Origin of the sequence: Erythrobacter sp. A6_0, assembly GCF_017744235.1 — a bacterium.
Lineage (GTDB): Bacteria > Pseudomonadota > Alphaproteobacteria > Sphingomonadales > Sphingomonadaceae > Qipengyuania.
In genome coordinates this window covers 105,261-127,831 of record NZ_JAGHQR010000002.1, presented here as the reverse complement: position 1 = coordinate 127,831, position 22,571 = coordinate 105,261, and the positions used below count along the sequence as shown (strand labels likewise).

General features: G+C 64.7%; 22 protein-coding genes. 4 read left to right on the top strand and 18 right to left on the bottom strand.

All coding sequences use genetic code 11. From position 1 onward, the window contains the following. Positions 1–10: 10 nt before the first annotated feature. The 8 genes from J7347_RS06325 to hisG all read right to left on the bottom strand — a co-directional run bounded on the left by J7347_RS06325 (position 11) and on the right by hisG (position 10,076). The gene (locus tag J7347_RS06325; RefSeq protein ID WP_209161366.1) at positions 11–880 is read right to left on the bottom strand and encodes a cupin-like domain-containing protein; all 870 of its coding nucleotides are present in this window, start codon (positions 878–880) and stop codon (positions 11–13) included. Further along, positions 871–2,055, bottom strand: a complete 1,185-nt coding sequence (locus J7347_RS06320; RefSeq protein WP_209161365.1) for a GNAT family N-acetyltransferase — start codon at positions 2,053–2,055, stop codon at positions 871–873. Before J7347_RS06320 ends, J7347_RS06325 begins: the two co-directional genes overlap by 10 nt. A 161-nt stretch (positions 2,056–2,216) precedes the next feature. Beyond that, complete coding sequence (locus tag J7347_RS06315; RefSeq protein WP_209161364.1) at positions 2,217–4,280, bottom strand: alpha/beta fold hydrolase; 2,064 nt, start codon at positions 4,278–4,280, stop codon at positions 2,217–2,219. Between the two features lie 249 nt (positions 4,281–4,529). Further along, complete coding sequence (locus tag J7347_RS06310) at positions 4,530–6,683, bottom strand: sodium-translocating pyrophosphatase (RefSeq protein WP_067682128.1); 2,154 nt, start codon at positions 6,681–6,683, stop codon at positions 4,530–4,532. 147 nt (positions 6,684–6,830) lie between these two features. After that, positions 6,831–7,685: a thiamine-phosphate kinase gene (gene thiL, locus J7347_RS06305; protein ID WP_209161712.1), complete on the bottom strand. Its 855-nt coding sequence runs from the start codon at positions 7,683–7,685 to the stop codon at positions 6,831–6,833. Beyond that, entirely contained in the window at positions 7,682–8,134 is a 453-nt protein-coding gene (nusB, locus tag J7347_RS06300; RefSeq protein ID WP_067682007.1) for a transcription antitermination factor NusB, read from the bottom strand. The genes thiL and nusB overlap by 4 nt, the downstream gene beginning before the upstream one ends. After that, a complete protein-coding gene (hisD, locus tag J7347_RS06295; RefSeq protein ID WP_209161363.1) occupies positions 8,131–9,420 on the bottom strand; it encodes a histidinol dehydrogenase in 1,290 nt (429 codons plus the stop codon). The genes nusB and hisD overlap by 4 nt, the downstream gene beginning before the upstream one ends. Further along, on the bottom strand, positions 9,420–10,076 hold the full coding sequence (gene hisG / locus J7347_RS06290; protein WP_209161362.1) for an ATP phosphoribosyltransferase: 657 nt from the start codon (positions 10,074–10,076) through the stop codon (positions 9,420–9,422). The genes hisD and hisG overlap by 1 nt, the downstream gene beginning before the upstream one ends. 42 nt (positions 10,077–10,118) lie before the next feature. On the opposite strand from hisG, the gene J7347_RS06285 reads away from it, so the two are divergent. Next, positions 10,119–11,204 (top strand): DUF2332 domain-containing protein, encoded by a 1,086-nt coding sequence (locus J7347_RS06285; RefSeq protein ID WP_209161361.1) that lies wholly within the window; start codon positions 10,119–10,121, stop codon positions 11,202–11,204. 7 nt (positions 11,205–11,211) lie between these two features. Here J7347_RS06285 and J7347_RS06280 read toward each other — a convergent pair whose 3' ends face one another. The 4 genes from J7347_RS06280 to J7347_RS06265 are packed head-to-tail and all read right to left on the bottom strand — an operon-like array spanning position 11,212 to position 13,940. Beyond that, the gene (locus J7347_RS06280; RefSeq protein WP_209161360.1) at positions 11,212–12,021 is read right to left on the bottom strand and encodes an SDR family NAD(P)-dependent oxidoreductase; all 810 of its coding nucleotides are present in this window, start codon (positions 12,019–12,021) and stop codon (positions 11,212–11,214) included. 10 nt (positions 12,022–12,031) lie between these two features. Further along, positions 12,032–12,922: a pirin family protein gene (locus tag J7347_RS06275; RefSeq protein ID WP_209161359.1), complete on the bottom strand. Its 891-nt coding sequence runs from the start codon at positions 12,920–12,922 to the stop codon at positions 12,032–12,034. Further along, positions 12,919–13,671 (bottom strand): glutathione S-transferase, encoded by a 753-nt coding sequence (locus tag J7347_RS06270; protein WP_209161358.1) that lies wholly within the window; start codon positions 13,669–13,671, stop codon positions 12,919–12,921. Before J7347_RS06270 ends, J7347_RS06275 begins: the two co-directional genes overlap by 4 nt. Next, positions 13,668–13,940 carry a BolA family protein gene (locus J7347_RS06265; RefSeq protein ID WP_067681995.1) on the bottom strand — a complete coding sequence of 91 codons (273 nt, stop codon included), beginning with the start codon at positions 13,938–13,940 and terminating at the stop codon, positions 13,668–13,670. Before J7347_RS06265 ends, J7347_RS06270 begins: the two co-directional genes overlap by 4 nt. A gap of 60 nt (positions 13,941–14,000) precedes the next feature. Between J7347_RS06265 and J7347_RS06260 the strand changes: the two genes are divergently transcribed. Further along, positions 14,001–14,591: a J domain-containing protein gene (locus tag J7347_RS06260; protein ID WP_209161357.1), complete on the top strand. Its 591-nt coding sequence runs from the start codon at positions 14,001–14,003 to the stop codon at positions 14,589–14,591. Positions 14,592–14,599: 8 nt separating this feature from the next. On the opposite strand, the gene J7347_RS06255 is transcribed toward J7347_RS06260, so the two are convergent. After that, entirely contained in the window at positions 14,600–15,445 is an 846-nt protein-coding gene (locus tag J7347_RS06255; protein WP_209161356.1) for an oxygenase MpaB family protein, read from the bottom strand. 54 nt (positions 15,446–15,499) lie between these two features. Here J7347_RS06255 and J7347_RS06250 point away from each other — a divergent pair, with 54 nt between their 5' ends. Further along, complete coding sequence (locus tag J7347_RS06250; RefSeq protein WP_067681987.1) at positions 15,500–16,492, top strand: AAA family ATPase; 993 nt, start codon at positions 15,500–15,502, stop codon at positions 16,490–16,492. A gap of 49 nt (positions 16,493–16,541) precedes the next feature. Then, positions 16,542–18,788 carry a transglycosylase domain-containing protein gene (locus tag J7347_RS06245; RefSeq protein WP_209161355.1) on the top strand — a complete coding sequence of 749 codons (2,247 nt, stop codon included), beginning with the start codon at positions 16,542–16,544 and terminating at the stop codon, positions 18,786–18,788. Here J7347_RS06245 and J7347_RS06240 read toward each other — a convergent pair. The 5 genes from J7347_RS06240 to J7347_RS06220 are packed head-to-tail and all read right to left on the bottom strand — an operon-like array spanning position 18,785 to position 22,568. After that, positions 18,785–19,195 carry a PaaI family thioesterase gene (locus tag J7347_RS06240; protein WP_067681981.1) on the bottom strand — a complete coding sequence of 137 codons (411 nt, stop codon included), beginning with the start codon at positions 19,193–19,195 and terminating at the stop codon, positions 18,785–18,787. The two genes, J7347_RS06245 and J7347_RS06240, sit on opposite strands and share 4 nt — an antisense overlap. Next, on the bottom strand, positions 19,188–19,670 hold the full coding sequence (locus J7347_RS06235) for a PaaI family thioesterase (protein ID WP_067681977.1): 483 nt from the start codon (positions 19,668–19,670) through the stop codon (positions 19,188–19,190). The genes J7347_RS06240 and J7347_RS06235 overlap by 8 nt, the downstream gene beginning before the upstream one ends. Positions 19,671–19,727: 57 nt before the next feature. Next, the gene (ruvX, locus tag J7347_RS06230; RefSeq protein WP_209161354.1) at positions 19,728–20,213 is read right to left on the bottom strand and encodes a Holliday junction resolvase RuvX; all 486 of its coding nucleotides are present in this window, start codon (positions 20,211–20,213) and stop codon (positions 19,728–19,730) included. Then, entirely contained in the window at positions 20,192–21,430 is a 1,239-nt protein-coding gene (locus J7347_RS06225; RefSeq protein ID WP_209161353.1) for a DUF3089 domain-containing protein, read from the bottom strand. Before J7347_RS06225 ends, ruvX begins: the two co-directional genes overlap by 22 nt. Beyond that, positions 21,420–22,568 carry an AI-2E family transporter gene (locus tag J7347_RS06220; protein ID WP_209161352.1) on the bottom strand — a complete coding sequence of 383 codons (1,149 nt, stop codon included), beginning with the start codon at positions 22,566–22,568 and terminating at the stop codon, positions 21,420–21,422. The genes J7347_RS06225 and J7347_RS06220 overlap by 11 nt, the downstream gene beginning before the upstream one ends. Positions 22,569–22,571 lie beyond the last annotated feature (3 nt).

Genomic DNA, 22,571 nt, shown 5'->3' with positions numbered 1-22,571 from the left:
TTCGCTTCGGTCAACCCGCGCCGAACAGGCGGCGATAGGCGCGATAGGAAAAGGACTTCGTACGGTTCGCATGCGGCCAGCGTTTCGGCGCGCGGAGATTGAAGCCATAGCGCCGCGCGATCCCGTTGAAACAGCGCGCGTCCGATTCCCCATAGCTCCATTCCGAACGCCAGGTAACGGAGAGCGAGACGGAGCTTTCCGGACCGTTGCGGACGAAATGTGGCGCCATCACGGGCACGTAGAGCGCTTCGCCGGGCGCCAGCGAAAATTCGGTGCCGCCTTCGAGCAGGTCTTCGGCCCACGGCAATTCGCGCGGACCGCCCAGGTGATAGCTTTCGTGCACGCGGTCCGGGGCGTAGCGCGGATCGCCTGCGGGAAATTGCGTCATGGCCTTATTGCCGGTCAGCTGGAGCAAGATATTGTGCTCCGGATCGAAGTGATAGGGCGTGACCGCGTTCGGACTGGAAATGAAGACGAATGCCTGGGGGGTAAGCAACTCACCGGTTGCCGATTCGATCTGGGGCCGCAACTGCTCCAGCAATTCCATCAGCAGCGATCGATATTCGGCGACCTGTTCGATATTCTTCAGCACCGCCCAGCTATTGCTTGAGGCGATGCGGCGTATGGTCTCGCCGATCGAAAGTCCTGTCCCGCCCGGCTTCCCATCGATGCCGACCGGAAGATCGCCGCGATTATATTCGATCGACGTTTCGGGAAGGCTTTCCGCGAGCGATGCGAGCCCTTCGAGCGACAGGCGCGCATCGGCGGTCAAGCTGTGCGTCAGCTTGTGCGGCGTTTCCGGATAATTCCGTGCAAAGGTTTCGCGGGCGGAACGCGGAAAGGTCTGCGCAAGCGACATGTCGTGAACGGTCATCGGCATTTCTCCAGGCGGCGTGCCTCGATAGAAGTCAGAACGGAACCTATTGTCCTGCGCAGGCGGCCGCCGATCGGGATCGAGACTTTGACGATTTCCCGGCGGTCGCGCCAGATGTGATCGATCATGGGATGATCGGGCGCGGCGCAGCTATCGGTCAGCGCGATGTCGTCGCGATCGAGAAGGGCAAGGTTTTCGAGTTGAAGCAAGACGCCGGGCGAAAAGCGAGCGAGGTCTTCGTCATAAGCGGTCTTGAAGCTGAAGGCGTGCGGGGGTGCCAGGAAATTGGCGAGCATCACCACGGGCCGGCCATCGAGATGAAAGGCGAGGCGCTGGAGACGCCCGGCCCCGGCGGCACCGGTCAGGCTGGCGCGGAACATGGCCTCGGTCCGGGGGTCGCTGGCAAGGGCCGATCCTTCATCGCCTTTCCATCCGGCCCGTTCCAGCCGGAGAAATTCGTCGATCCAGCTTTCCAGGCCTTCTGCATCGTCGCGACAACTGAATTGGAGTTCGCCCTCTTCCTCGAGCCGTCGGCGGCGGCGTGCCCAATCCTTGCGACGTTTCTTGCTGGCGGCAGCGGCGAGATGCGCTTCGGGGGACGGGCCATGGTGCAGCACCGCTCGTTCTTCGCGATGCACGATGGAAGACGCGCGGTTCGTCCGCGCGCAGACCGAATTCAGAGCGGCGAGGGCGGGACTGGCCGCAGGGCATCCGCCAAGATGCAGAAAGGTCGACAAGCCGCTTCGCGCGTCGGCCCATGCAAGCAGCGCGGTCCAGAATTCATCTTCGAAACCGGCACGGATCAGCGGTTCGCCGCAGAAGCTGTTGGCGTGCTGCCAGCCTGCGAGATGCGGGAGGGGCCGCGCATGATATGTACGTGCAGCGAGGATCGGCAACAGGCCAACGAGCCGGCCGCCGCTGACCAGCGTCGCGAGCCTGACACGGCCTTCAGGATCGAACGCGCGCAGGCCGGAAAGGATGAACCAGTCTTCGTTGAACGGGTTGGGAGAGACAGAGGTCCGCCCCAATTCCTTCCATTGTTCGATAAAGGCCTGCCCTTGGCATTCGGGCCAGGGCAGGGCGGAAAAGCCATTCTCCAGATGCCTAACCGCGCCGAGCGCCGGTGCACCGCGCCCTTCGCTTCGCCATTTGCCGGCCCCCGGTCGATCGACTTGCGTCATTGCTATCCCATGCTCCCTCCCCGCATGGAAGTTGCAAAGCCCTTAGCAGCCCAAGCGCTTAAACTTGCTTAAAGCTGGAGGCCGAACCTTGCCGAACTAATAAGGGAGCGGCGGACGCTCGGCCCGCCGCTCCCTTACGAAGATAGTTCGAACGGCTCAGGTCAGATCGTGATGTCCAACTCCTTGGCCATCTTGACCGCCGAAGCGTCCAGAGCCGGTTTCGATGCGAAATCGGGATCGGACGACACATAGGCCGGATTGTGCTTTTCCAGCCAGGCCGCAGCCGCCCCCAGCCATTCAATGCGAGTATAGTCGTAGGGAAGGTTATGCGTGTTCTTCGGCTGTTCGAGATACACGAAATCCTTGCCTTCCTGCTTGCCCGCACTCTTGAGCGCGCTGACGAGCGTGCGGGCCTGTTCGACCGGAACGCGCGCGTCGCGCACGCCATGGACGATCAGGATCGGCGCCCAGTCACCCGATGCGTTCTTCGCGGGGCTGACGGAATCGAGATCTGCCGCACCCTTTGCCAGATAGTTCGAGCCGAACTTGCCGAGATATCCAACGTCGTAACGCCGCATCAGGCCGAGATCGTAGACGCCAGCGCCGGCGATCGTGCAGTTCCACTTGTCGGGATCGCGCTGGGCCGCACGAGCCGAGGCATAGCCGCCATAGGACCAGCCCATCATGCAGGCGCGGTTCGCGTCCACCACGCCCTGCTGTGCAAGGTGGGTGATCGCGTCGTTGAGATCGTCCTGCATACGCAGGCCGAACCCATCGTCACGGCCCTTCTTGATCCATTCGCTACCATAGCCGCCCGAGCCACGATAGTTCGGCTGCACCACGACATAGCCCTGTTCCGCCATCGCCTGCGCCCAGGGTTCGAACTCGGCATTGTCGCGAGGGCCGAACGGTCCGCCGTGCGTGATCATCACGACCGGCAGGTTCTTCTGGCCCATCCGATGGCGCGGCATGGTCACCGCCGCTTCGATCATTTCGCCGTCGCTCGCCCGATAGCGCACCATTTCCACCGGGTTGAGCTTTGCATCCTTCAGAACGTTGTTCGACCAGCCGATCTGGCGGAAATCGCCCGACTGGATATCGTAATAGTAGAATCCACCGGCCTGATTGGTTTCCGCGACATAGATGACCAGCTTGGTCATGTCTTCGCTGGTCGAAATGATGCGGGCGTTATCCTTGCCAAAGGAATCGTCGAGGATCTGCTCCTGCACGGCCTTCAGCTGCGGGTCGAAATATTTGACGCGGCTGCGATCAGTCACATACGAAACGCTTCCGAGGGCGTTCCCGTCCTTGTTCGCGCTCGTGCCGCCGACATCGTAGCCTTCGACACCGAAGATTTCCTCCACGATTTCCATGGTCTGCATGTTGACCTTGTAGACCTTGGTGAAACCGTCGTGATTGCTGGTCGCGATCGCCATGTCCGGTTCGTCGAGGAAGATCGAGGGACTGATCCCGGCTCCGGTGAAGTCCTCGTCCTTCACCTTCTGGACAGTCTTGAAGTTTTCGCTGCCATCGGAACGGTACAGCAGCCGGTCCTGTCCGGTATCGCCATCATAGCTCGATCCGCCGCGGATGTTGCCGTCGCCATCAGCGAACCAGCCGTAAACGGCGAGGTTGGGGCGCTGCACGCGCTGGAACTTGCCGGTCGCGACATCGACTTCGACCACTTCGGGGCGATTCCGGTCCGCGCCGCTATCGTAGCTCAGATTCTGTCGTTCGAGCAGGAACTTGCCGGTCGAATGATCGACATGGAGGATGGTGCTGGCATTACCGCCACTGTCCCGCCAGACCAGCGGTTCCATCTTGCCAGTGTTTACGTTGAACGACACGAGGCGCGCCATGTCGCCCCGCTGGCCGCCGAAATTTTCGCGGCTGACCAGCTGGAAGACGATATGATCGTTCCCGATCCAGCGATAGAAGCCCACGGTACGATCCCCGGCTTCCATGAATTCGCCGGACGAAGCGAAGATCTTCGGCGTCGGATTTGCTTCATCCAGATTGAGGACCGCGTAGACTTCCTGACCGTCATTGTTGATGGTCATCGCGAGGCGATTGCCTTCGGGCGAAATGCGAACCTGCTGCGTATTCGGCAGGGTGCCGATCTCCGAAATCGGCATGCGCTTGTGTTCCTGCGCAGCGGCCTGCGCCACCGCCGGTGCCGAATTCGCGATGCCTACAGTACCCAGCGCCCCGATCGCGAGCGCCATGGCGAGGCGGCTAGAACCCCGTCGTGCGGCTTTTCCAAAAATAGTCATATGCGTCCCTCCAGTCGAAATCCGTCTTGTCCAAGGCGCGCCAACAAAGGCGCTGCCACGGGGCGAACTGAAACAAACACAATGTTTTTCTTAAAGGCCCCGCTCCGGAGCGAAATAATACGGATACGAGGACCTCTTGCAAGGAAAAACCCCGCCGGAATCGCTTCCGACGGGGTTCGCTTTCACTGCGAATTGAGACGATCAGCCGGCAGCCAAGGCTGCCAGCAAAAGCAGAGCGACGATGTTGGTGATCTTGATCATCGGATTGACTGCCGGACCGGCCGTATCCTTGTATGGATCGCCGACCGTATCGCCCGTCACTGCGGCCTTGTGGGCTTCAGAGCCCTTGCCGCCGTGATTGCCGTCCTCGATGTATTTCTTGGCATTGTCCCACGCGCCGCCGCCTGCCGTCATCGACAGCGCGACGAACAGGCCGCCCACGATCACGCCGAGCAGCAGGGCGCCCAGAGCCGCGAAGCCGTTTTCCTGGCCCGCGATCAGCGTGATCACGAAATAGACCACGATCGGGGCAAGCACCGGCAGCATCGAGGGCACGATCATCTCCTTGATCGCGGCCTTCGTCACCAGGTCCACCGTGCGGGCGTAGTCGGGCTTGCTGGTGCCCGCCATGATGCCGGAATCGCCCGCGAACTGTTCGCGCACGTCCTTGACCACGTCGCCCGCCGCGCGGCCCACGGCGGTCATCCCCATCGCCCCGAACAGATAGGGCAATAGCGCGCCGAGCAGCAGCCCGACGATGACGTATGGGTTCTCGAGGCTGAAATCGACGTCAGCATTCGGGAAGAACTCGGCCAGATCGGTGGTGTAGGCGGCGAACAGGACTAGGGCGGCAAGGCCCGCCGATCCGATCGCATACCCCTTGGTCACCGCCTTGGTCGTGTTGCCCACTGCATCGAGCAGGTCGGTCTTCTCACGCACGCTGTCGTCGAGGCCCGCCATTTCGGCGATGCCCCCGGCATTGTCCGTTACCGGCCCGTATGCGTCGAGCGCCACGACCATGCCCGCCAGCGCCAACATCGCGGTGGCCGCATAGGCGATGCCCATCAGGCCGGCGAGCTGGAAGGTGGAGATGATCCCCGCCACGATCAGCAGAGTGGGCAGCGCGGTCGATTCCAGGCTGATGGCCAGGCCCTGGATCACATTGGTGCCGTGGCCCGTTTCCGAAGCCTTGGCGATCGATTTCACCGGGCGGTAATTGGTGCCGGTGTAATATTCGGTGATCCAGATGATGAGCCCGGTGATGGCGAGCCCGATGACCGAGCACCAGAACAGCGCCCAGCCGGTCAGCGTCACGACCTGTTCGGTGACTCCCTCTTCGGCCAACGGCGCGCCCGGATCGACTCCGGTTGCCTCCGCCCCGATGACGGCGTCCATCCCGCCCAGTGCGTAATTCATGACCAGCCAGATCAGCGGGATCGAAAGCACGGCGGTGACGGTGAAGCCCTTGTACATCGCGCCCATCACGTTCTGGCTCTTGCCGAGCTTCACGAAATAGGTGCCGATGATGCTGGTGAGGATGCAGGCACCCCCGATGAGCAGCGGCAGGGCCATCATCGGCAGCAGCGCATCGCCCAGCCGCTCGCCGAACAGCAGCGCGGTCAGGACCATGGTGGCGCCCACCGTGACGACGTATGTTTCGAACAGATCGGCGGCCATGCCTGCGCAATCGCCCACATTGTCGCCGACATTGTCCGCGATGACGGCGGGGTTGCGGGGATCGTCCTCCGGGATACCGGCCTCGACCTTGCCAACGAGGTCGGCGCCGACATCGGCGGCCTTGGTGAAGATTCCGCCGCCAAGGCGCGCGAAGATCGAGATCAGCGAAGCGCCGAAGGCAAGGCCGACCAGCCCATCGATCACCGCACGGTCGTTCGCGGCATAGCCCGCCGGACCGACGAGATACCAGAAGAACACCGCGATCGCGAGGAGGGCGAGGCCCGCCACCAACATGCCGGTGATCGCGCCCGCACGGAAGGCGAGGGTGAGGCCCTGTTGCAGCCCGCTTTGCGCGGCGGCGGCAGTGCGGACGTTGGAGCGGACCGAGATATTCATCCCGATAAAGCCCGCCACGCCCGACAGAATCGCTCCGATAACGAAGCCGACCGCCGGGATCGCGCCCAGAAACACGCCGACGAGAATGGCTACGACCACGCCGACGAAGGCGATCGTGATATATTGCCGCTTCAGATAGGCTTGCGCGCCTTCCTGAATTGCGGCGGCGATTTCCTGCATACGGGCATTGCCCGTCCCCGATGCCAGCACCTGTCGGCTGGTGACGAAACCGTACACGACCGCGAGCAGGCCAAGCACGATGGCTATCCAAATGAGTTCCAAGTTCCCCTCCCACATTTGTTTTTATCGTGTCTCCCGGCGAGGGAACGCCGGTGCACATAGGGGAAAGGTATAAGCGGGGAGGATTGCGTGGCAAGGCGCAATCGCGCGGGCTTTTATGCGTCGTCGGGCCCGCGCCGCGCAATTTTCCTAATGGCTGTAGCCGAGCCCGTCGGAGCGGGAGAGCGCCTTTCCGTCGAGGATGAGGGCCGCCCCCTCCGCCACGACCGTGCCGATCCGGCTGGCTGCGATCGGAAGCTCGACATCGGCGGGCGCGGTGAACAGCAATTCGTAATCGTCGCCCCAGCGCAGGCACTCGTCGCGGCGCGTCGGATTGGCGACGGGTATTGTTGAGCTGTCGACTTCGATGCGCGTCCCGCTCGCTTCGGCCAGCCGCCAGCAATCGAGCAGCAACCCGTCGGAGACGTCCATCATCGCGGTGACGATCGGCGCGAGAGCGCGCCCTTCGCACAGCCGTGGGCGCGGGCGGCGATAGGCGAGATCGTGCTCTCCTTCGGGTCTCTCGAAGCCGAGCATGGCACACCCGAGGGTGCCGGTGACATAGACCGCATCGCCCACCTGCGCGCCGCGCCGGTCTGGCACCGGGTCCGACGTTGCGCGCCCGATCGCGGTGCAGCCCCACACTCTGCGCCCCTCCGCGCGGACTGTGTCTCCGCCAAGCAGGGGCACGTCGTATTCGGTAAGTATCTGGCTTAGGCCTTCGACGAAACGGTCATCGCCTTCGCCGAGCATGTGGCCGACGAGAACACCCACCGGCTCCGCGCCCTTGGCCGCCAGATCGGACAGATTCACGGCGATAAGCTTCCAGGCGATATCCGCCGGATCTTCGCCTTCGCGAACATGCACACCTTGGACGAGCGTATCGTGCGTGAAGATCAGGCGCTCGCCTCCGACAGCGATGATCGCCGCGTCGTCCCTGAACTCGCGCGCCGCCGGATGGCTGGCGAGCGAGCCGAGCGCGGCGATGAAATCGCCTTCCGTCAGCGCCCGGCATCCTTGGCGACCGCATCCAGCACGCCGTTAACGAATTTCGCCTCGCGATCGTCGAAGAAGGCCTTGGCCACATCGACATATTCGCTGATCGCGGTGGCTTTGCTGATGTCCGGGCGCGCGATCAGTTCGTATGTGCCCGCGCGCAGGATCTGGAGCATGGTCTTGTCGAGCCGGGCGAGCGTCCACCCTTGCGCCAGTCGCGCGGTCAGCTTGTCGTCGATCTCCTCGCGCCGCGCGTCCACGCCGCCGACGATATCGTCGAAAAAGGCGACCTCGGCATCGGCATATTCGTCGCCTTCGATTTCTCGTCCAAGCCGATGCTGATGGAATTCGTCGAGCAGGCGGGGAAGCGGGGTCTTTTCCATGTGGCGCTGATACAGCGCCTGGACGGCGGCAAGGCGCGCGGCGCTGCGGGCCTGAGAGCGGGAGTTGCGGCTCATTTCAGTCTCAATTCGATGGATTTGGCGTGGGCGGGCAGGCCCTCGGCATGGGCGAGCGCGACGGCTGCCGGCCCGATCGCGGCGAGTGCCTCGGGGTTCGCGTCGATGAAGCTGGTGCGCTTCATGAAGTCGAGCACCGACAATCCGCTGGCAAAGCGCGCGCGGCGCCCGGTGGGAAGGACGTGATTTGGCCCGGCAACGTAATCGCCGACGGCTTCTGGCGTGGTCCGCCCCAGGAACACGCTGCCCGCATGGCGCAGCTTCGCGAATAGCGGTTCGGGATCGGCCACGGCGAGCTGAACGTGTTCGGCGGCGAGGCGATCGGCGAGCGGGATCGCATCGTCGAGCGTGTCGACCACCACGATCAACCCGTTCGCCTCCCAACTCGTTCGCGCGGTCTTTGCAGTCGGCAAGCTCATCAATTGCAGGTCCACTGCATCTTCGACCAGTTTCGCGAAGCTGCGATCGTCGGTGATGAGGATCGACTGGCTGGTGGGATCGTGTTCCGCCTGACTCAAAAGATCGGCGGCGATCCAGTCGGGATCGTTGTCCTTGTCGGCGATGACGAGGATTTCGCTTGGGCCCGCGACCATGTCGATGCCGACCACGCCGTAGAGCTGGCGCTTGGCCTCCGCGACCCAGGCATTGCCGGGTCCGGTCACGACGTCGACGCGGGCGATCCTGTCCGTCCCGTAGGCGAGTGCGGCCACGGCCTGCGCCCCGCCGACCCGCCAAATCTCGTCCACCCCGGCGATATGCGCCGCAGCGAGCACCAGCGGATTGCTTTCGCCCTTGGGCGTGGGCGTCGTCACGACCAGCCGGTCGACGCCCGCGACCTTGGCGGGAATGGCGTTCATCAGCAGCGAGGAGGGATAGGCCGCGCGGCCTCCGGGCACGTAAAGCCCTGCCGCCTCGACTGCGTTCCAGCGCGCGCCGATCCGCATCCCGATATCGTCGGTATAGTCGCGGTTCTGGGGCAGCTGGCCTTCGTGATAGGCGCGGATGCGATCGGCGGCGAGCTGGAGCGCATCGCGCAGGTCGGGGTCCAGCGCGGCGTGGGCCGCGGCGCATTCTTCCGCCGTGATCCGCCAGTCGGAATCCTCGGTCAGGCGATGGTCGTCGAAGCGCATGGTGTATTCCACCAGCGCCTTGTCACCCCGCTCGCGCACTTCGTTGAGGATGCGGCCGACATCGCGCGCCACATCGGCATCGCTTTCGCGCCGGTCGCGCACCACGCGTTCGAACGCCCGCTCGAAGCCGTCTTCTCCATGGGTGAGGAATTGCATCAGGCGGCTTTCCTTTTCGCGGCATCGGCGCGGAACGCTTCGACCAGCGCGCCGACGCGGCTGTCGGTCTTGAGCGCGGCACGATTGACGATCAGGCGGGCGGAGATGTCGAGAATACGGCTGGTTTCGACAAGGCCGTTTTCGCGCAGGGTGGTGCCGGTCGAGACCAGGTCCACGATGCGCCCGGCAAGGCCAAGTTCCGGCGCGATCTCCATGGCGCCGTTCAGTTTGACGCACTCGGCCTGAATACCCTGACGCTCGAAATGGCGGCGGGTGAGGTTGGGGTATTTGGTGGCGACGCGAAGATGGCTCGCGCCCGAAACGTCGCGCGCGCCGTTCTTCGGTTCCGCTACGGCGAGGTGGCAATGGCCGAAATCGAGATCGACCGGAGCGTATAGCTCCGCATAGTCGAACTCCTCGATCACGTCCGATCCCACGATGCCCAATTGCGCCGCGCCATGAGCGACGAAGGTCGCCACATCGAAGGCGCGCACGCGGATCAGGCGCATGTCCTCCCGCGTGGTCGCGAAGGTAAGCGACCGGTTCGCCTTGTCGTGGAAGGCGTCTTCCGGCACCACGCCTGCGCGCGCCATAACGGGCAGCGCCTCGTCGAGGATGCGCCCTTTGGGCACGGCGAAGGTAAGCTTTTGCGGCATGGTGCGGGCAGATAGGCAGCGGTGGGACAAAGGGCAACACGAATGGCCGACGCGGAATACAAAGTGATCGATCCGCAGGCGCGCGGACCGGAGGCAATCGAGCGCGCCTTCGAAAATCAGGTGGCCTATTGCCGCGACAACGATGCGCCGATCACTGCCAGCGTCAATCAGGCCCTGCGCGAATTGATCGAGACGGATCGCGGCGGCACGGTGATGCTGCGCGTGCGCAAATGGGCCGGTCCGCCGCTTGCCGATGCGCTGCCGCTGCGTCTGGCCGGCGGGCTCCACGCCTTGCACCTTGCGGGGGAGGAACCCGCGCTCGCCCCGATTTACGACGGGCTCAGCCCCAACGATGCGACCACATTGATCGCCGATGCGATCGAGCGGAACGAGGCCTTCCTGCTGCCATGGCTGGACGGGCCGCCCCAAACCAACGAAGCGGGCCGCAGTTGGGGCTACGCTGCGGCGATGCTGTGGCTTGCCGACAAGGGATTGCCAGCAGATTTCTCCCTGTTCGAGATAGGCTCCAGCGCAGGGATCAACCTGATGATGCGCCGCTATCGCTTCGACCTGGGCGGAGTGACCCTAGGGCCCGCGACCTCAGGCATGCAATTGAAGCCCGAATGGCGCGGCGTGCCCCCGCCCGACGTGGATTTCGACATCGTCGGTGCCAAGGGGTGCGACTTGGCGCCGGTCGATTTGACGGACCCGGATCAGGCCCTGCGTCTCAAGGCCTATATCTGGCCCGAATTCACCACGCGGTTCATGCGGATGGACGCTGCGATCGAGGCGGCCAACCGCTTCCCGCCCGAGATCGCAAGGCAGCGCGGCGGCGAATTCGTCGCGGACATGCTCTCGGGCGAGATGCAGCCCGGCGTCACGCGCGCGCTGGTGCACTCGGTGGTATGGCAATACGTGCCGCAGGACGAGCGCGAGCGGATCGAAGTGGAGATGGTGGAGGCTGGCGCCTCGGCGACCGAAGAGGCTCCACTGGCTTGGATTTCGCTCGAGGCCAATCGCGATACGCACCGCCACGAATTGTGGGTGCGGTATTGGCCGGGTGGCGATGCCTGGGTGAAGCTCGCCACCGCCCATCCGCACGGGGAATGGGTGGAGTGGGTCGCCTAGGACGCAATCACTCGCCCTGCATTTTCTCCATGTACCCCTTCGCTACCATCGCGGCGACCTGATCGAGCAATTGGTCCGGCGTGCGGCGTAACTCGCCCATCGCTTCTTCCATCCCCTCGGCGACGATGATCTCGCGTTGGTTCAATTCGATCGCATCGACGATCCGCTTCGCTGCGTCGGCGGGCGGAATGCCGTTGTCGATCGCCTTGTCGCTCTTGCCGCGCCGTTCCCCTTGGGCCGTCAGCGCATTGCGGCTGACATCGGTGGCAACCGATCCCGGGCACACGACATGGACGTCCACACCGCTCTGCGACAATTCGGCTCGCAGCGCGTCGGCATAGCCGATCAGGCCGAATTTGGCCGCGCAATAGGCGGTCCGCAACGGCACGCCGACCTTGCCTGCGATGCTGGAAATGAAGACCAGCTTTCCCGATCCGCGCTCGACCAGATGGGGCAGCAAGGCCTGGGTCGCGGCGATCTGGGCGAGGAGGTCGATTTCAACGATGTCGCGATAGACCTTGAAGTCGGTATCGACGGCAGGGCTGCGCTGGGAAACCCCTGCATTGGCGACGAAAATATCGACGCCGTGCCATGCCACCGCTTCTTCGCTCGCCCGGTGCATCGCAGCCTCGTCGCGCACGTCGAAGGGAAGCACGAGCGTTTCCGTGTCGAGCGATTCGGCGACCTCGCCAAGCCGCGCCTCGTCGCGCCCCGACAGGATCAGTCGCGCCCCGCGTCCGGCCCAGTCGCGAGCCAGCGCCGCGCCGATGCCGCTGCTCGCGCCGGTGATCCACACGGTCTTGTCGTCGAAACTCATAAATTCGTCCTCACGGATAGGTCACGGTCTTGGGGGCGCCCTCGGGCAACGGAATGAATTCCTCGGCATCGCCCGGAACCGCCGGAAAGCGGCCTTCGCGCCAGTCCTGCTTGGCCTGTTCGATCCGCTCCCGGCTGGAACTGACGAAGTTCCACCAGGCATGACGACGTGTCGCGAAGGCTTCTCCGCCGAGCAGCATGACCCGCGCTCCGCCGGCACTTTCCAGCGTCATTTCGCGGCCCGGCTTCAGCACGGACAATTCGTAGCGTTTCAGCGCGATACCGTCGATCCGCGCCTCGCCGCCGACCAGCATTACGGCACGCTCGTCCGCTTCGTCTTCGATCGGGATCGCCCCGCCCGGTTGCAGCAGGATTTCGGCGTAGATCGTGGCCGCGTGAGTGGTGGTTGCAGCCCGTTCGCCCCATAATTCACCCATGATCACGATCGCCTTGCTGCGCCCGTCTTCGATCACGGGCAGGTCGCTGATCGCTTCGAACGCGGGATCGATTTCCTCGCGGCCATCGGGCAGGGCCAGCCAGGTCTGCATGCCGTAAAGCTTCGGCCCGGAATCGCGCTCTTCCTGTGGGGAGCGCTCCGAATGCACGATCCCGCGCCCGGCGGTCATCAGATTGACCTGGCCGGGGCGGATGGTGGAAAAACTGCCCAGACTGTCGCGATGGTCGATCGCGCCTTCGAACAGCCAGGTCACTGTGGCGAGGTCGATATGCGGGTGCGGGCGCACGTCCATTCCCGATCCCAGGTCGAGCTGTGCGGGGCCGAACTGGTCGACGAAGATGAACGGACCCACCATGCTCCGCGCCCGCGACGGAAGCACGCGGCGCACCTGGAATTGGCCCAGATCATGAGTGGTCGGTGTGAGGGTCTGGACGATATTGCTCATGCCGCATCGAGCTCCGGATAGTGGCGGAAGATGCCGTCCTCGTTGAAGGCGATCCGGCGCTCGCTGTCCAGATAGCGAGCGACGCCTTCGATCTCGGCGACTGCGTCGCGGCAGGCGAAAAGGCGTGGATAATCGGCCTCGATCGCCTTCATCCGCTGCGGAAAAGCGTAGCGCAGTCCCTCGATCAGCTGGAACAGCGAGGTATCGACATGGCTCCAGCTCTCGCCCGCCATGAAGGGGCCGTCCATCACGCCCAAGGCTTGTTCGAAATGGTCGAAATATTTGGGAATGCGTTCCTCGCGGAATTTCTCCGCCGCGATTTTAGCCGCGTCCTTCTGGTCGTCGTAATAGAGGCTTCCCGCAATCGGATGGTGGACGTCATGCACTTCGGCGACGATGTCGGTGATGGTCAATTGCAGCTGGACGAGATGCAGGTCGGTCGCCGCATCGCCGGTGCTGCGCCCATGCTTCTCGCTCAGCCAGGTGACGATATGGGCGACCTGCGCGATGGCGAAATCTGTCTCGCGCTCGACGAGATAGGGCGGGGCATAGGGGGCGAAGCCGTTTTCGGCGCGCTCTTCCATATCCTCGACCAACGCCTGCGCATCGGCATCGCGCGCCCGGTCGCGCCAGCGAATGTCGGCAGCGGCGAGGAAGAGCCGCACGAATTCGCCGCGCCCCTGAATGCCGGGCCAATACCACAGATCGTACGGCGCCTTGGTCTCGTCGCTCAAGGTAGCGCTGCTCATGGGGTTGGGGCCGAAGCCTGAATGGCGAGCGCGTGGACGCGCTCGCCTGGAATGTCGCCCAGCGCCTTGTTGACCATGCGCTGGCGCTCTACGCGGCTTTTGTCGGCGAAGGCCGGCGCTTCGATCGCGACGGTGAAATGCGATTCCCCGCTGCCGTCGTCGCCCATATGGCCGCTATGCTTGGCGCTGTCGTTGATCACTTCGAGCCGGGTCGGGCTGAAAGCTTCGGTGAGCAAGCGCTCCATTTCCTGCTGGACGGTTTCGGCCATGCGTTCGATCTCCTGTATCCGGGCTTTGCATATGCGTGCCCAATCCCCATTCTCAACCGAATGCGGCAGACAAAGTTTCATGGACGATACGAGGCGGACGGGCGGGTGTGCGAGCATCCGGCCTGCAGCGAGCCGGGAGAATTCCGCGCGCCCGGACACGGCCACGGCTTCGACGGGCCGGGTGGCTGGCGCTGGATGTGCCTCGATCACGTGCGCGAATTCAACGCGGGCTATGACTGGTTCGAGGGGATGAGCGCGGAAGAAATCCTGCATGCGCAGGCCCCGTCGAGCGGGTGGAGGACCGAGAGCCCGACATTCCGGCCCAATGCGGGCGTCGACGGAATGCCGCGCTGGACCGATTACGACGATCCGCTCGATGCGATCGCGGCGCGCGCATCGGGGATCAAGAGCCGGGCGAAGCGCCAGGCCGATTTGGCGATGGATGGCCGGTTTTCGAAGGAAGAGGCCAAGGCCCTCGACACGATGGGGCTGGGGCTAGATACGGATCGCCAGCGCCTGCGGCGCCGATATTCGGAGCTCGTGCGCCGGTATCACCCAGATCGCAATGGCGGCGATCGCAAGTTCGAAGAAAGGCTGGTCCGCGTGGTCGAAGCCTATCAGGTGCTTCGCAAAAGCTCGGCCTTCGCCTGAGCGCGCCGTCAGCTTTGCCGGAAGGCCCAGCGCAGCGTCTTGCCCATGCCCCAGGTCGCGGCGCGGGCGGGCAGGGCGGACAGGCCGGGCCGCTCCAGCCCAAGCATGGATCGCGCGAAAGGCGGTAGCAACGCCACTGCTTCGCCGCCGAGCATGGCCTGCACTGCCGGTGGCGCACCTTCTGGCCGCTGGTTGAGCACCAGATCGGCGATCTCGCGCGCTTCGGGGCTCGTCGTCAGATCGCTTCGCAGGTCGCGAAAGATCGTTTCGGCCTCGTTGCGGTCGATCGGGACCGGATCGGCCCCCAGGGCGCGGGCGATCACGGCGAACTGGCGATAATATTCGTCCTGTTCGTGCCCCGGCATCCCCGGACGGACATGGCGCAGATAGGCGGCGAGGAAACTGGTCGCCTCCGCCACATGCACCCAGGCGAGCGTGCGGGGATCGGTTGCGGAGTACGGCGTGCCGTCGGGTAGCGTTCCGCCCACTTTCGCGTGGATGCGATTGACTCGCTCGATCGCCTGCATCGCCTCGTCCCGATGGCCGAAGGTCGTCGTCGCGATGAAGCGCGCGGTGCGGCGCAGCCGCCCGTGCATGTCGGCGCGGAAATTGGAATGGTCGAGCACGCCTTGCAGCGCGTGGGGATGCAGCATCTGCAACAGCAGCCCGCGTATCCCGCCCACCATCATGCCGACGACATCGGCATGGACCATGCGGATCGGGCTGTCCTTCTCGAACAGGGCCTCTTCCGATGGCGGCACCGGCTGTTCGCCGCTTTGCGCGTCGTTGAACACCGCGCGCACCCTGCCGACAAGGGCGAGGCGCAGGCGTTCGGAAAGGGGATCTGTCGGCATCGCTATCCAATATAGGGTTGGCGCTCGCAGGATAAATGCCTAGGTCCGCCTGCGATGAGCGACACGACCGACAAAAGCTTCGAACCTTCCGCCAAAACCGTGCTGACCGCGCCCGACACCACGGTGGACGTGCGCGAGACGTTCGGGATCGATATCGACTGGCAGGTCCCGGCCTTCTCCAAGCCGGACGAGCGCACGCCGGATCGGGACGACAGCTACGTGTTCGAACCCGATACCACGATGGCGATCCTGGCCGGGTTCGCGCATGATCGCCGGGTGATGGTGCAAGGCTATCACGGCACGGGCAAGTCGACTCATATCGAACAGGTCGCCGCGCGCCTCAACTGGCCGTGCATCCGCATCAATCTGGACGCGCATATCAGCCGTATCGACCTGATCGGGCGCGATGCGATCGTGCTGCGCGACGGATTGCAAGTGACCGAGTTCCGCGAAGGCCTGCTGCCCTGGGCCTTGCAGCACCCCGTGGCGCTCGTGTTCGACGAATACGATGCGGGCCGCCCGGACGTCATGTTCGTGATCCAGCGCGTGCTGGAACAGCAGGGCAAGCTGACGCTGCTCGATCAGAACCGCGTGATCCGGCCCGATCCGAACTTCCGCCTGTTCGCGACCTCCAACACGGTCGGCCTCGGCGATACGAGCGGCCTTTATCACGGCACGCAGGCCATCAATCAGGGGCAGATGGACCGCTGGAATATCGTGGTCGGCCTCAACTATCTGCCCGCCGAGACCGAGCAGGCCATCGTCGCGGCGAAGAACCCCGATCTCGACCCGAAGATGCTGGCCGACATGATCAAGGTTGCCGACCTGTCGCGCCAGGGCTTCATCAATGGCGATATCTCGACCGTGATGAGCCCGCGCACGGTCATCACCTGGGCGCAGAACTATGCGATCTTCAAGGATGTCGGCTTCGCCTTCCGCCTCAGCTTCCTCAACAAATGCGACGAGGAAGAGCGGATGCTGGTGGCCGAATACTACCAGCGCGTGTTCGGCGAGGACCTGCCTGAGAGCGTGGTCGGCAAGGGTTAAGCTTCGCCCCACTAGAAATGACTGTGTTGTTAGACTAGCACAGTAGGCGATGGGCCTGTTCGATTCTTTCCGGCGCAAGCGTAACGACGATGCGGAACCTGCTCCGCATCGCGGCTATTTCGCGCTGCATGACGGGCTGGGCCCCGATCCCGACGACGATGACGACGAGCGGTTCACGGCCTTCCGTCCCGATCCCCGCACGCCAGCCTATGACGACTGGGATGCCCGGCTCGGCCATGTCGACCAGGCGATCGAGAGCGAGGAGCGGCGACGTCTTCCGTGGTGGCGCCCCGCTTACTGGCGCGACCGGCGCAAACGCTGGTGGGCGGTTCGCATTGTTGCGGCCGCGATCGGCGTATTCATTCTGCTGGTCGCTTGGCTGGCGATAACCGCGCCGCTCAACAAATCGCTCGAACCGATCGCGCCGCCGCAGATTACGCTTCTGGCCGCCGACGGAACGCCGATAGCGCGCAACGGCGCGATCGTCGACGAGCCGGTCAAGATCGCCACACTGCCGCCGCATGTGGTCGAGGCGTTTCTGGCCGTTGAGGACCGGCGCTTCTATTCGCATTGGGGAATCGATCCGCGCGGCATCGCGCGTGCCGCCTGGACCGGATATGGCGGCGGATCGACCATCACCCAGCAGCTCGCCAAGTTCACCTTCCTGACGTCCGAACAGACGCTGACCCGCAAGGCGCGCGAGATGCTGATCGCCTTCTGGCTGGAAAGCTGGCTCACCAAGGACGAGATTCTCGAACGCTATCTGTCGAACGCCTATTTCGGCGACAACGTCTATGGCCTGCGCGCGGCGAGCCTCCATTTCTTCTATCGCAGGCCCGAAAACCTGACCGACAGTCAGGCGGCGATGCTGGCCGGCCTGGTGCAGGCGCCCTCGCGTTACAATCCGGTCAAGCATTACGAGCGGGCCGAACGGCGGATGCAGACGGTGGTCGGCGCGATGGTGGCGGCGGGCTATCTGACCGAGGCCGAGGCGGCGCGCATTCGCCCGCCCGCGCTCGACGTCAGGACCAAGAGCGACCTGCCGACCGGCACCTATTTCGCCGATTGGGCCCTGCCGCAGGCGCGCGAGCTGGCGGAAAGCGGCTACGAGCGGCAGACCCTGACCACCACGCTCGACAGCCGGTTGCAGAATGTCGCCCGCCAGGTGACGAGCCGGGCTTCTCTGGGCGGCGCACAGGTGGCGCTGGTGGCGATGCGACCCAATGGCGAGGTGGTGGCGATGATCGGGGGCACCGATTACGCCAAATCGCCGTTCAACCGGGCCACGCAGGCGAAGCGCCAGCCCGGATCGACCTTCAAGCTGTTCGTCTATCTCGCCGCGCTTCAGAACGGCTGGGATCCCGACGACCGCATCGACAACACCGAGATCGTGCAAGGCAGCTATCGCCCCAAGAACGCGCTGGGCCGCTATTCCGAAAGCCTGCTGCTGCGCGAAGCCTTCGCGCAGTCCAGCAATGTCGCTGCCGTGCGCCTGTATGGCGAGGTGGGGAGCGAGGCGGTGATCCAGGCGGCGCGCGATCTCGGCGTGTCGTCCGCGCTGGCCGAAGGCGATCCCAGCCTGGCGCTGGGCACCAATACGATGAGCCTTCTGGAGCTGACCGCCGCCTATGCCGGGATTGCGGGCAATGCCTTCCCTGTGGAGCCGCACGCTTTCGTCCGGCCCGAGCGGAGCTGGTGGCAGAAATTGATGGACGGGCCGGACAGCCTGTCCGGCCGCCAGCACGAGGCGATGGAGGCCATGCTGCGCCAGGCGGTCAATTCCGGCACTGGCCGTGCCGCCATGCTGTCGGTCCCCAATTACGGCAAGACCGGCACCACGCAGGACAATCGCGATGCGCTGTTCGTGGGCTATGCGGGCGAGGGCGAGGATCGGCTGGTCGTGGGCGTCTGGGTCGGAAACGACGACAATTCCCCGCTGGGCAAGGTCAGCGGCGGTACGGTGCCTGCGCGCATCTGGAGGGATTTCATGCGGCAGGCGATCGGCGCCGCCCCCGCACCGCGCAGCAACCCGACCGAACAGGCCGATCCGGGCGGGCCGGTCGAACCGCTCGATGTGCCGGACGGCGCGGATATCCCGATGGAAGACGGCTCGCGCCTGCAGATCCGCGAAGGCGAACTGATCTATTCGACCGATCTCAATGGCGAGCCGTTCGACGTTCGCCTCAACGAAGGGGGCGTACGCGTCGATTCGGAACGGATCGAAGAAGCACGCCGCCGCGCCGAGGAGATACGCCGCGAAGCCGAGGAGCGCGCGGCGGACGTCGAAAACTTCTAATCCGCGTCGCGGATCATCACGTTCATCACCGCGCTGGCGATCGGCTTAAGCGGATCGTCCTGCCACGCTTCGACCGACAGATTGGCCGTGCGCCGTCCCAGCTTGACGATGCGCGCGCGGGCGAAACTGCGCTTTTCATTGCCGGCGCGCATGAACTGGACCGTGATGTTGATCGGCACGAAACCGGCCTCGCGCCCGCTGCGGGCCAATGCCGCGCGCAGCACGCCATATCCCGCCGTTTCCAGCAGGCCGCTGATCGCGCCGCCATGCAGCGCGCCGGGGCGTCCCAGCACCGCTTCGGAAAAGTCCACCCGCAGCACGGGCGCTTCCCCGTCCCACCGGTCGAGCGAAATGCCGAGCGAGCGGGCATAGGGCGTCAGCAGGGCGATATCGGGCGTGTCAGCCACGGGCCGTCTCCCCGCTCGTTTCCCTCGGCAGATCGACGGTGCGCTTGTCGACCGTCATGAAGACCGCCTGCATATGCGCGACCGGATCGTCCGGATCGCCGTCATGCGCGATGCCGCGCACGAAAGCGGCAGAGCGCGTTGTACGATAGCACTGGACGCGCCCGAAGACCGAGGCTCGCTCGCGCGCGGGGCGGGTGTAATCGACCCGCAGATCGAGCGTGGCGATGGCGCGGAATTTGCCCATCCGTGCCCAAATCGACAGTCCACCGGCCATGTCGAGCAGGCTGACGATCGGCCCGGAGGCGAGCACGTCGCGGCCTTCCTCGCCCAGCAGATCATCGCGCCAGGGCAGTTCCATCTCCACCCAATCCTCTCCGTGATCGGAAAAGCGCAGGCCAAGCCAGCCATTATGGGCGCGCGATGCCAAAAAGGGCGCGGCGGCGGCAAGATCGAAGGCGGTTTGCGTGTCGGACATGGGCGGGCGTCTGCCCGCCGGATCGGGGAATGACAAGCCGGGAAAACGGCCGGGCGGTTAGAACGCGCTGCCCGCGAGGCTGTCGATCGCGCCCTGGAGGATCACTGCCGCAGCGTGGCTGTCGATCCGGGTCGCGCGCTTGGCCCGGCTCATATCTTGGCCGATCAGCGCGGCTTCGGCGCTGGCGGTCGACCAGCGCTCGTCCCACAGGAGCACCGGCAGCTCCAGCGCTGCGGCGAGGTTCTTGGCATAGGCGCGGCTCGCCTGCGCGCGGGGGCCTTCGCTGCCATCCATGTTGCGGGGCAGGCCGATGACCACGCCCGCGATCGACCGTTCGTTCACGATCTCGCGCAATTTGCCGCAATCCTTGGTGAATTTTCCGCGCGGCAGCGTCTTGCCCGGGCTCGCATAGCGCCATCCGGCATCGCAGGTCGCGATCCCGACGGTCTTTGTGCCGAGATCGAGCCCCAGCAGCGCGCCGCCATCGGGCAGCGCATCGCCGAAACCCCGCGCGAAATCGGTTACGAGCGCTGGTCGATCCATGCCCGCACCCGCTCGACCACGTCGGCCTGCACATTCGCCCAGAACAGGGGGATGTCGTAGACGTGGTAATTGTCGCCCGGCAGTACGCCTTCGCCCATGCGCGGGGGATCGCCGATCAGGAGGAGGCCGCGCTCGTCACAGCGCGCCGGGACGGCCTCGGGCACGAGATCGGCCCGCGTCATCGTCTCGTCGGGCACCAGCGTACCCAGATTGCGCGACGCCGGTGCCGAACCGCCGGTGCCGCCGGTCAGCGGATTGACGCACAGGATCGGGCCTTCGCCGCGCGGCTCGCCATCGAAGCCGGGCGTGCTGGAATAACGGCGCATGATGAAATCGGGATCGCCCCCGTCGGCAAAGCTCGACCACGATAGCACACACTGGGTCTGCCCGGCGGCAGCACAGGCGGGGAAGGGCAGTTCTGGCAGGTCGTGATCGACCGAGATCGGCCAGCCGGGCGCGTAGACGGCTGCGATCCGGTCGCTGATGGGCGTGCCGCGAACCTCGTCCATCAACAGGCGCAGGACATGGAGCGAACCCTGGCTGTGGCCCGCAAGCACGATGGGCTTGTCGGGGTCGACGCTGTCGAGGAAATAGCGGAAGGAATCGCGCACGTCGGCATAGGCGGCATCGATCGCCATCACCGCTTCGGGCCGGTCGGTCAGGAAGGCGCCGACAGCGGCCTGGCGATAGCGCGGGGCCCAGATCTCGTCGGCGCGATTGAAGGCGCTGGCCATGCCGCGCAGGAACAGACGCGCGCGATCGTCGGTCAGCCCGTCTTCGAGCGAGGCGTTCCAGTCCCCTCCCGCCTGGATATAGCTGGTGGGCGGTACGAAAAAGACCGCGAAATCGGGGATGTCCTCCGCCTCGACCGGGTCGGCCCGGCGGCTGGTTTCAGGCTCCAGCACCGGAGCGGATGTGCCGAGGCCGCGTTCCGCAGCGGGCGCTTGCGGGGAAGGCGTTTCCCTCGCCGAGTCTTCCGGAACCGGGGCGAGGGCAGGCTGATAGCGCGCCGGATCGTCGGTGCCGAGGCCGGGACGCGAATACCACATCGCCGGATCCTGATACGCGTTTTCGGCAAGCGGTTCCTGCTCCACGAATTCTCCGCGCGGAACGAAGGCGATCTCTGTCGCCTGTCGCGACCAGATCGACAGGGCGATCGCGCCCAGAATCACGAGCACGATCAGAACGGCAATGACATACAGGAACTTACGCGCCACTCTTGGACCCTTCCGCAAGGCTCGCGACCCGCTCGCCCTTGGCCTCGTTCTCTTCCGCGCGGCGTTCCAGCGCGACCTTGAGCATCGCAAGCAGCGGATCGGCAAGGAAGATGCCGATGATCCCGAACAGCACGCCCATGACCAATTGCGCGGCCAGCACCAGCGCTGGCGCGAGGTCGACCGTCTTTTTCGCGATCATCGGGATCACGACGTAGCCGTCGAAATTCTGGACGAAGAAATACACTGCGATTGTGTAGATCCCCATATCCATCCCGCCCGAAAATCCGACCAGCGCCATTAGTACGCCCGACACCAGCGCGCCGAGGTTCGGCACGAAGGCGAGCAGGCCGGTCAGGATCGCCAGGAGGGATGCCATCGGAACCGCGCCGATCCCGACCAGCGGAGCCACCCAGGCGAGCATGATGTAAGTGAACACGCCTTCCACGAACATGCCGAGCAGCCGCCCGGCCATAAGGCGGCGCAGCGTATGCGCCATGCGCGCGACGGTGACGTGGAAGGAATCGCGCCGCTCGCGCGGCATCATCCAGGCGACGCCGCGTTCGTAAAGCCTGGGTTCCACCGCGACGTAGATGCCGATGATCAGAATCAGGACGATGGTGGTCAGGCCGCCCAGAATACCGCCCAGCGCGCTGGTCAGGGTGCCGATGCCGCTTGTGATGCTGCCCGCGTAGTTCTGTAATTGGCTTTGATCGATCTGAAGGCCCTTGCCTTGCGCCCAGGCCAACAGGTCGGAAATCTGTCCTTGGACAAGCTCCGGGAACTGCGCGGCTTCGCTAGAAATCGTCGAGCCCGCGAAATAGCCGAGCCAGACGAAGAAGAGCACGGACAGGATCAGCACAAGCGCCACGCGCCAGGCGCGTGCGATCGGCAGAATACGCCCAAGCAGGCGCGCGCCGCCATCGATCATGGCGGCAAAGACCAGCGCGCCGAACACCACCAGCAGCGAGCGCGAGATATAGACCGTCAGCACGATCAGGCCGATCACCCCAGCCCAGACCAAGGCCCGCCGCATCTCTTCGCGCATCGCCGGATCGGTCAGGCGGGAGGGACTGGTTCCGATTCTGGCTTCGCCCTTGGCGCCTGCGCTGCCGTCAGCGGAAGAATCGCCGTCTGCCATATA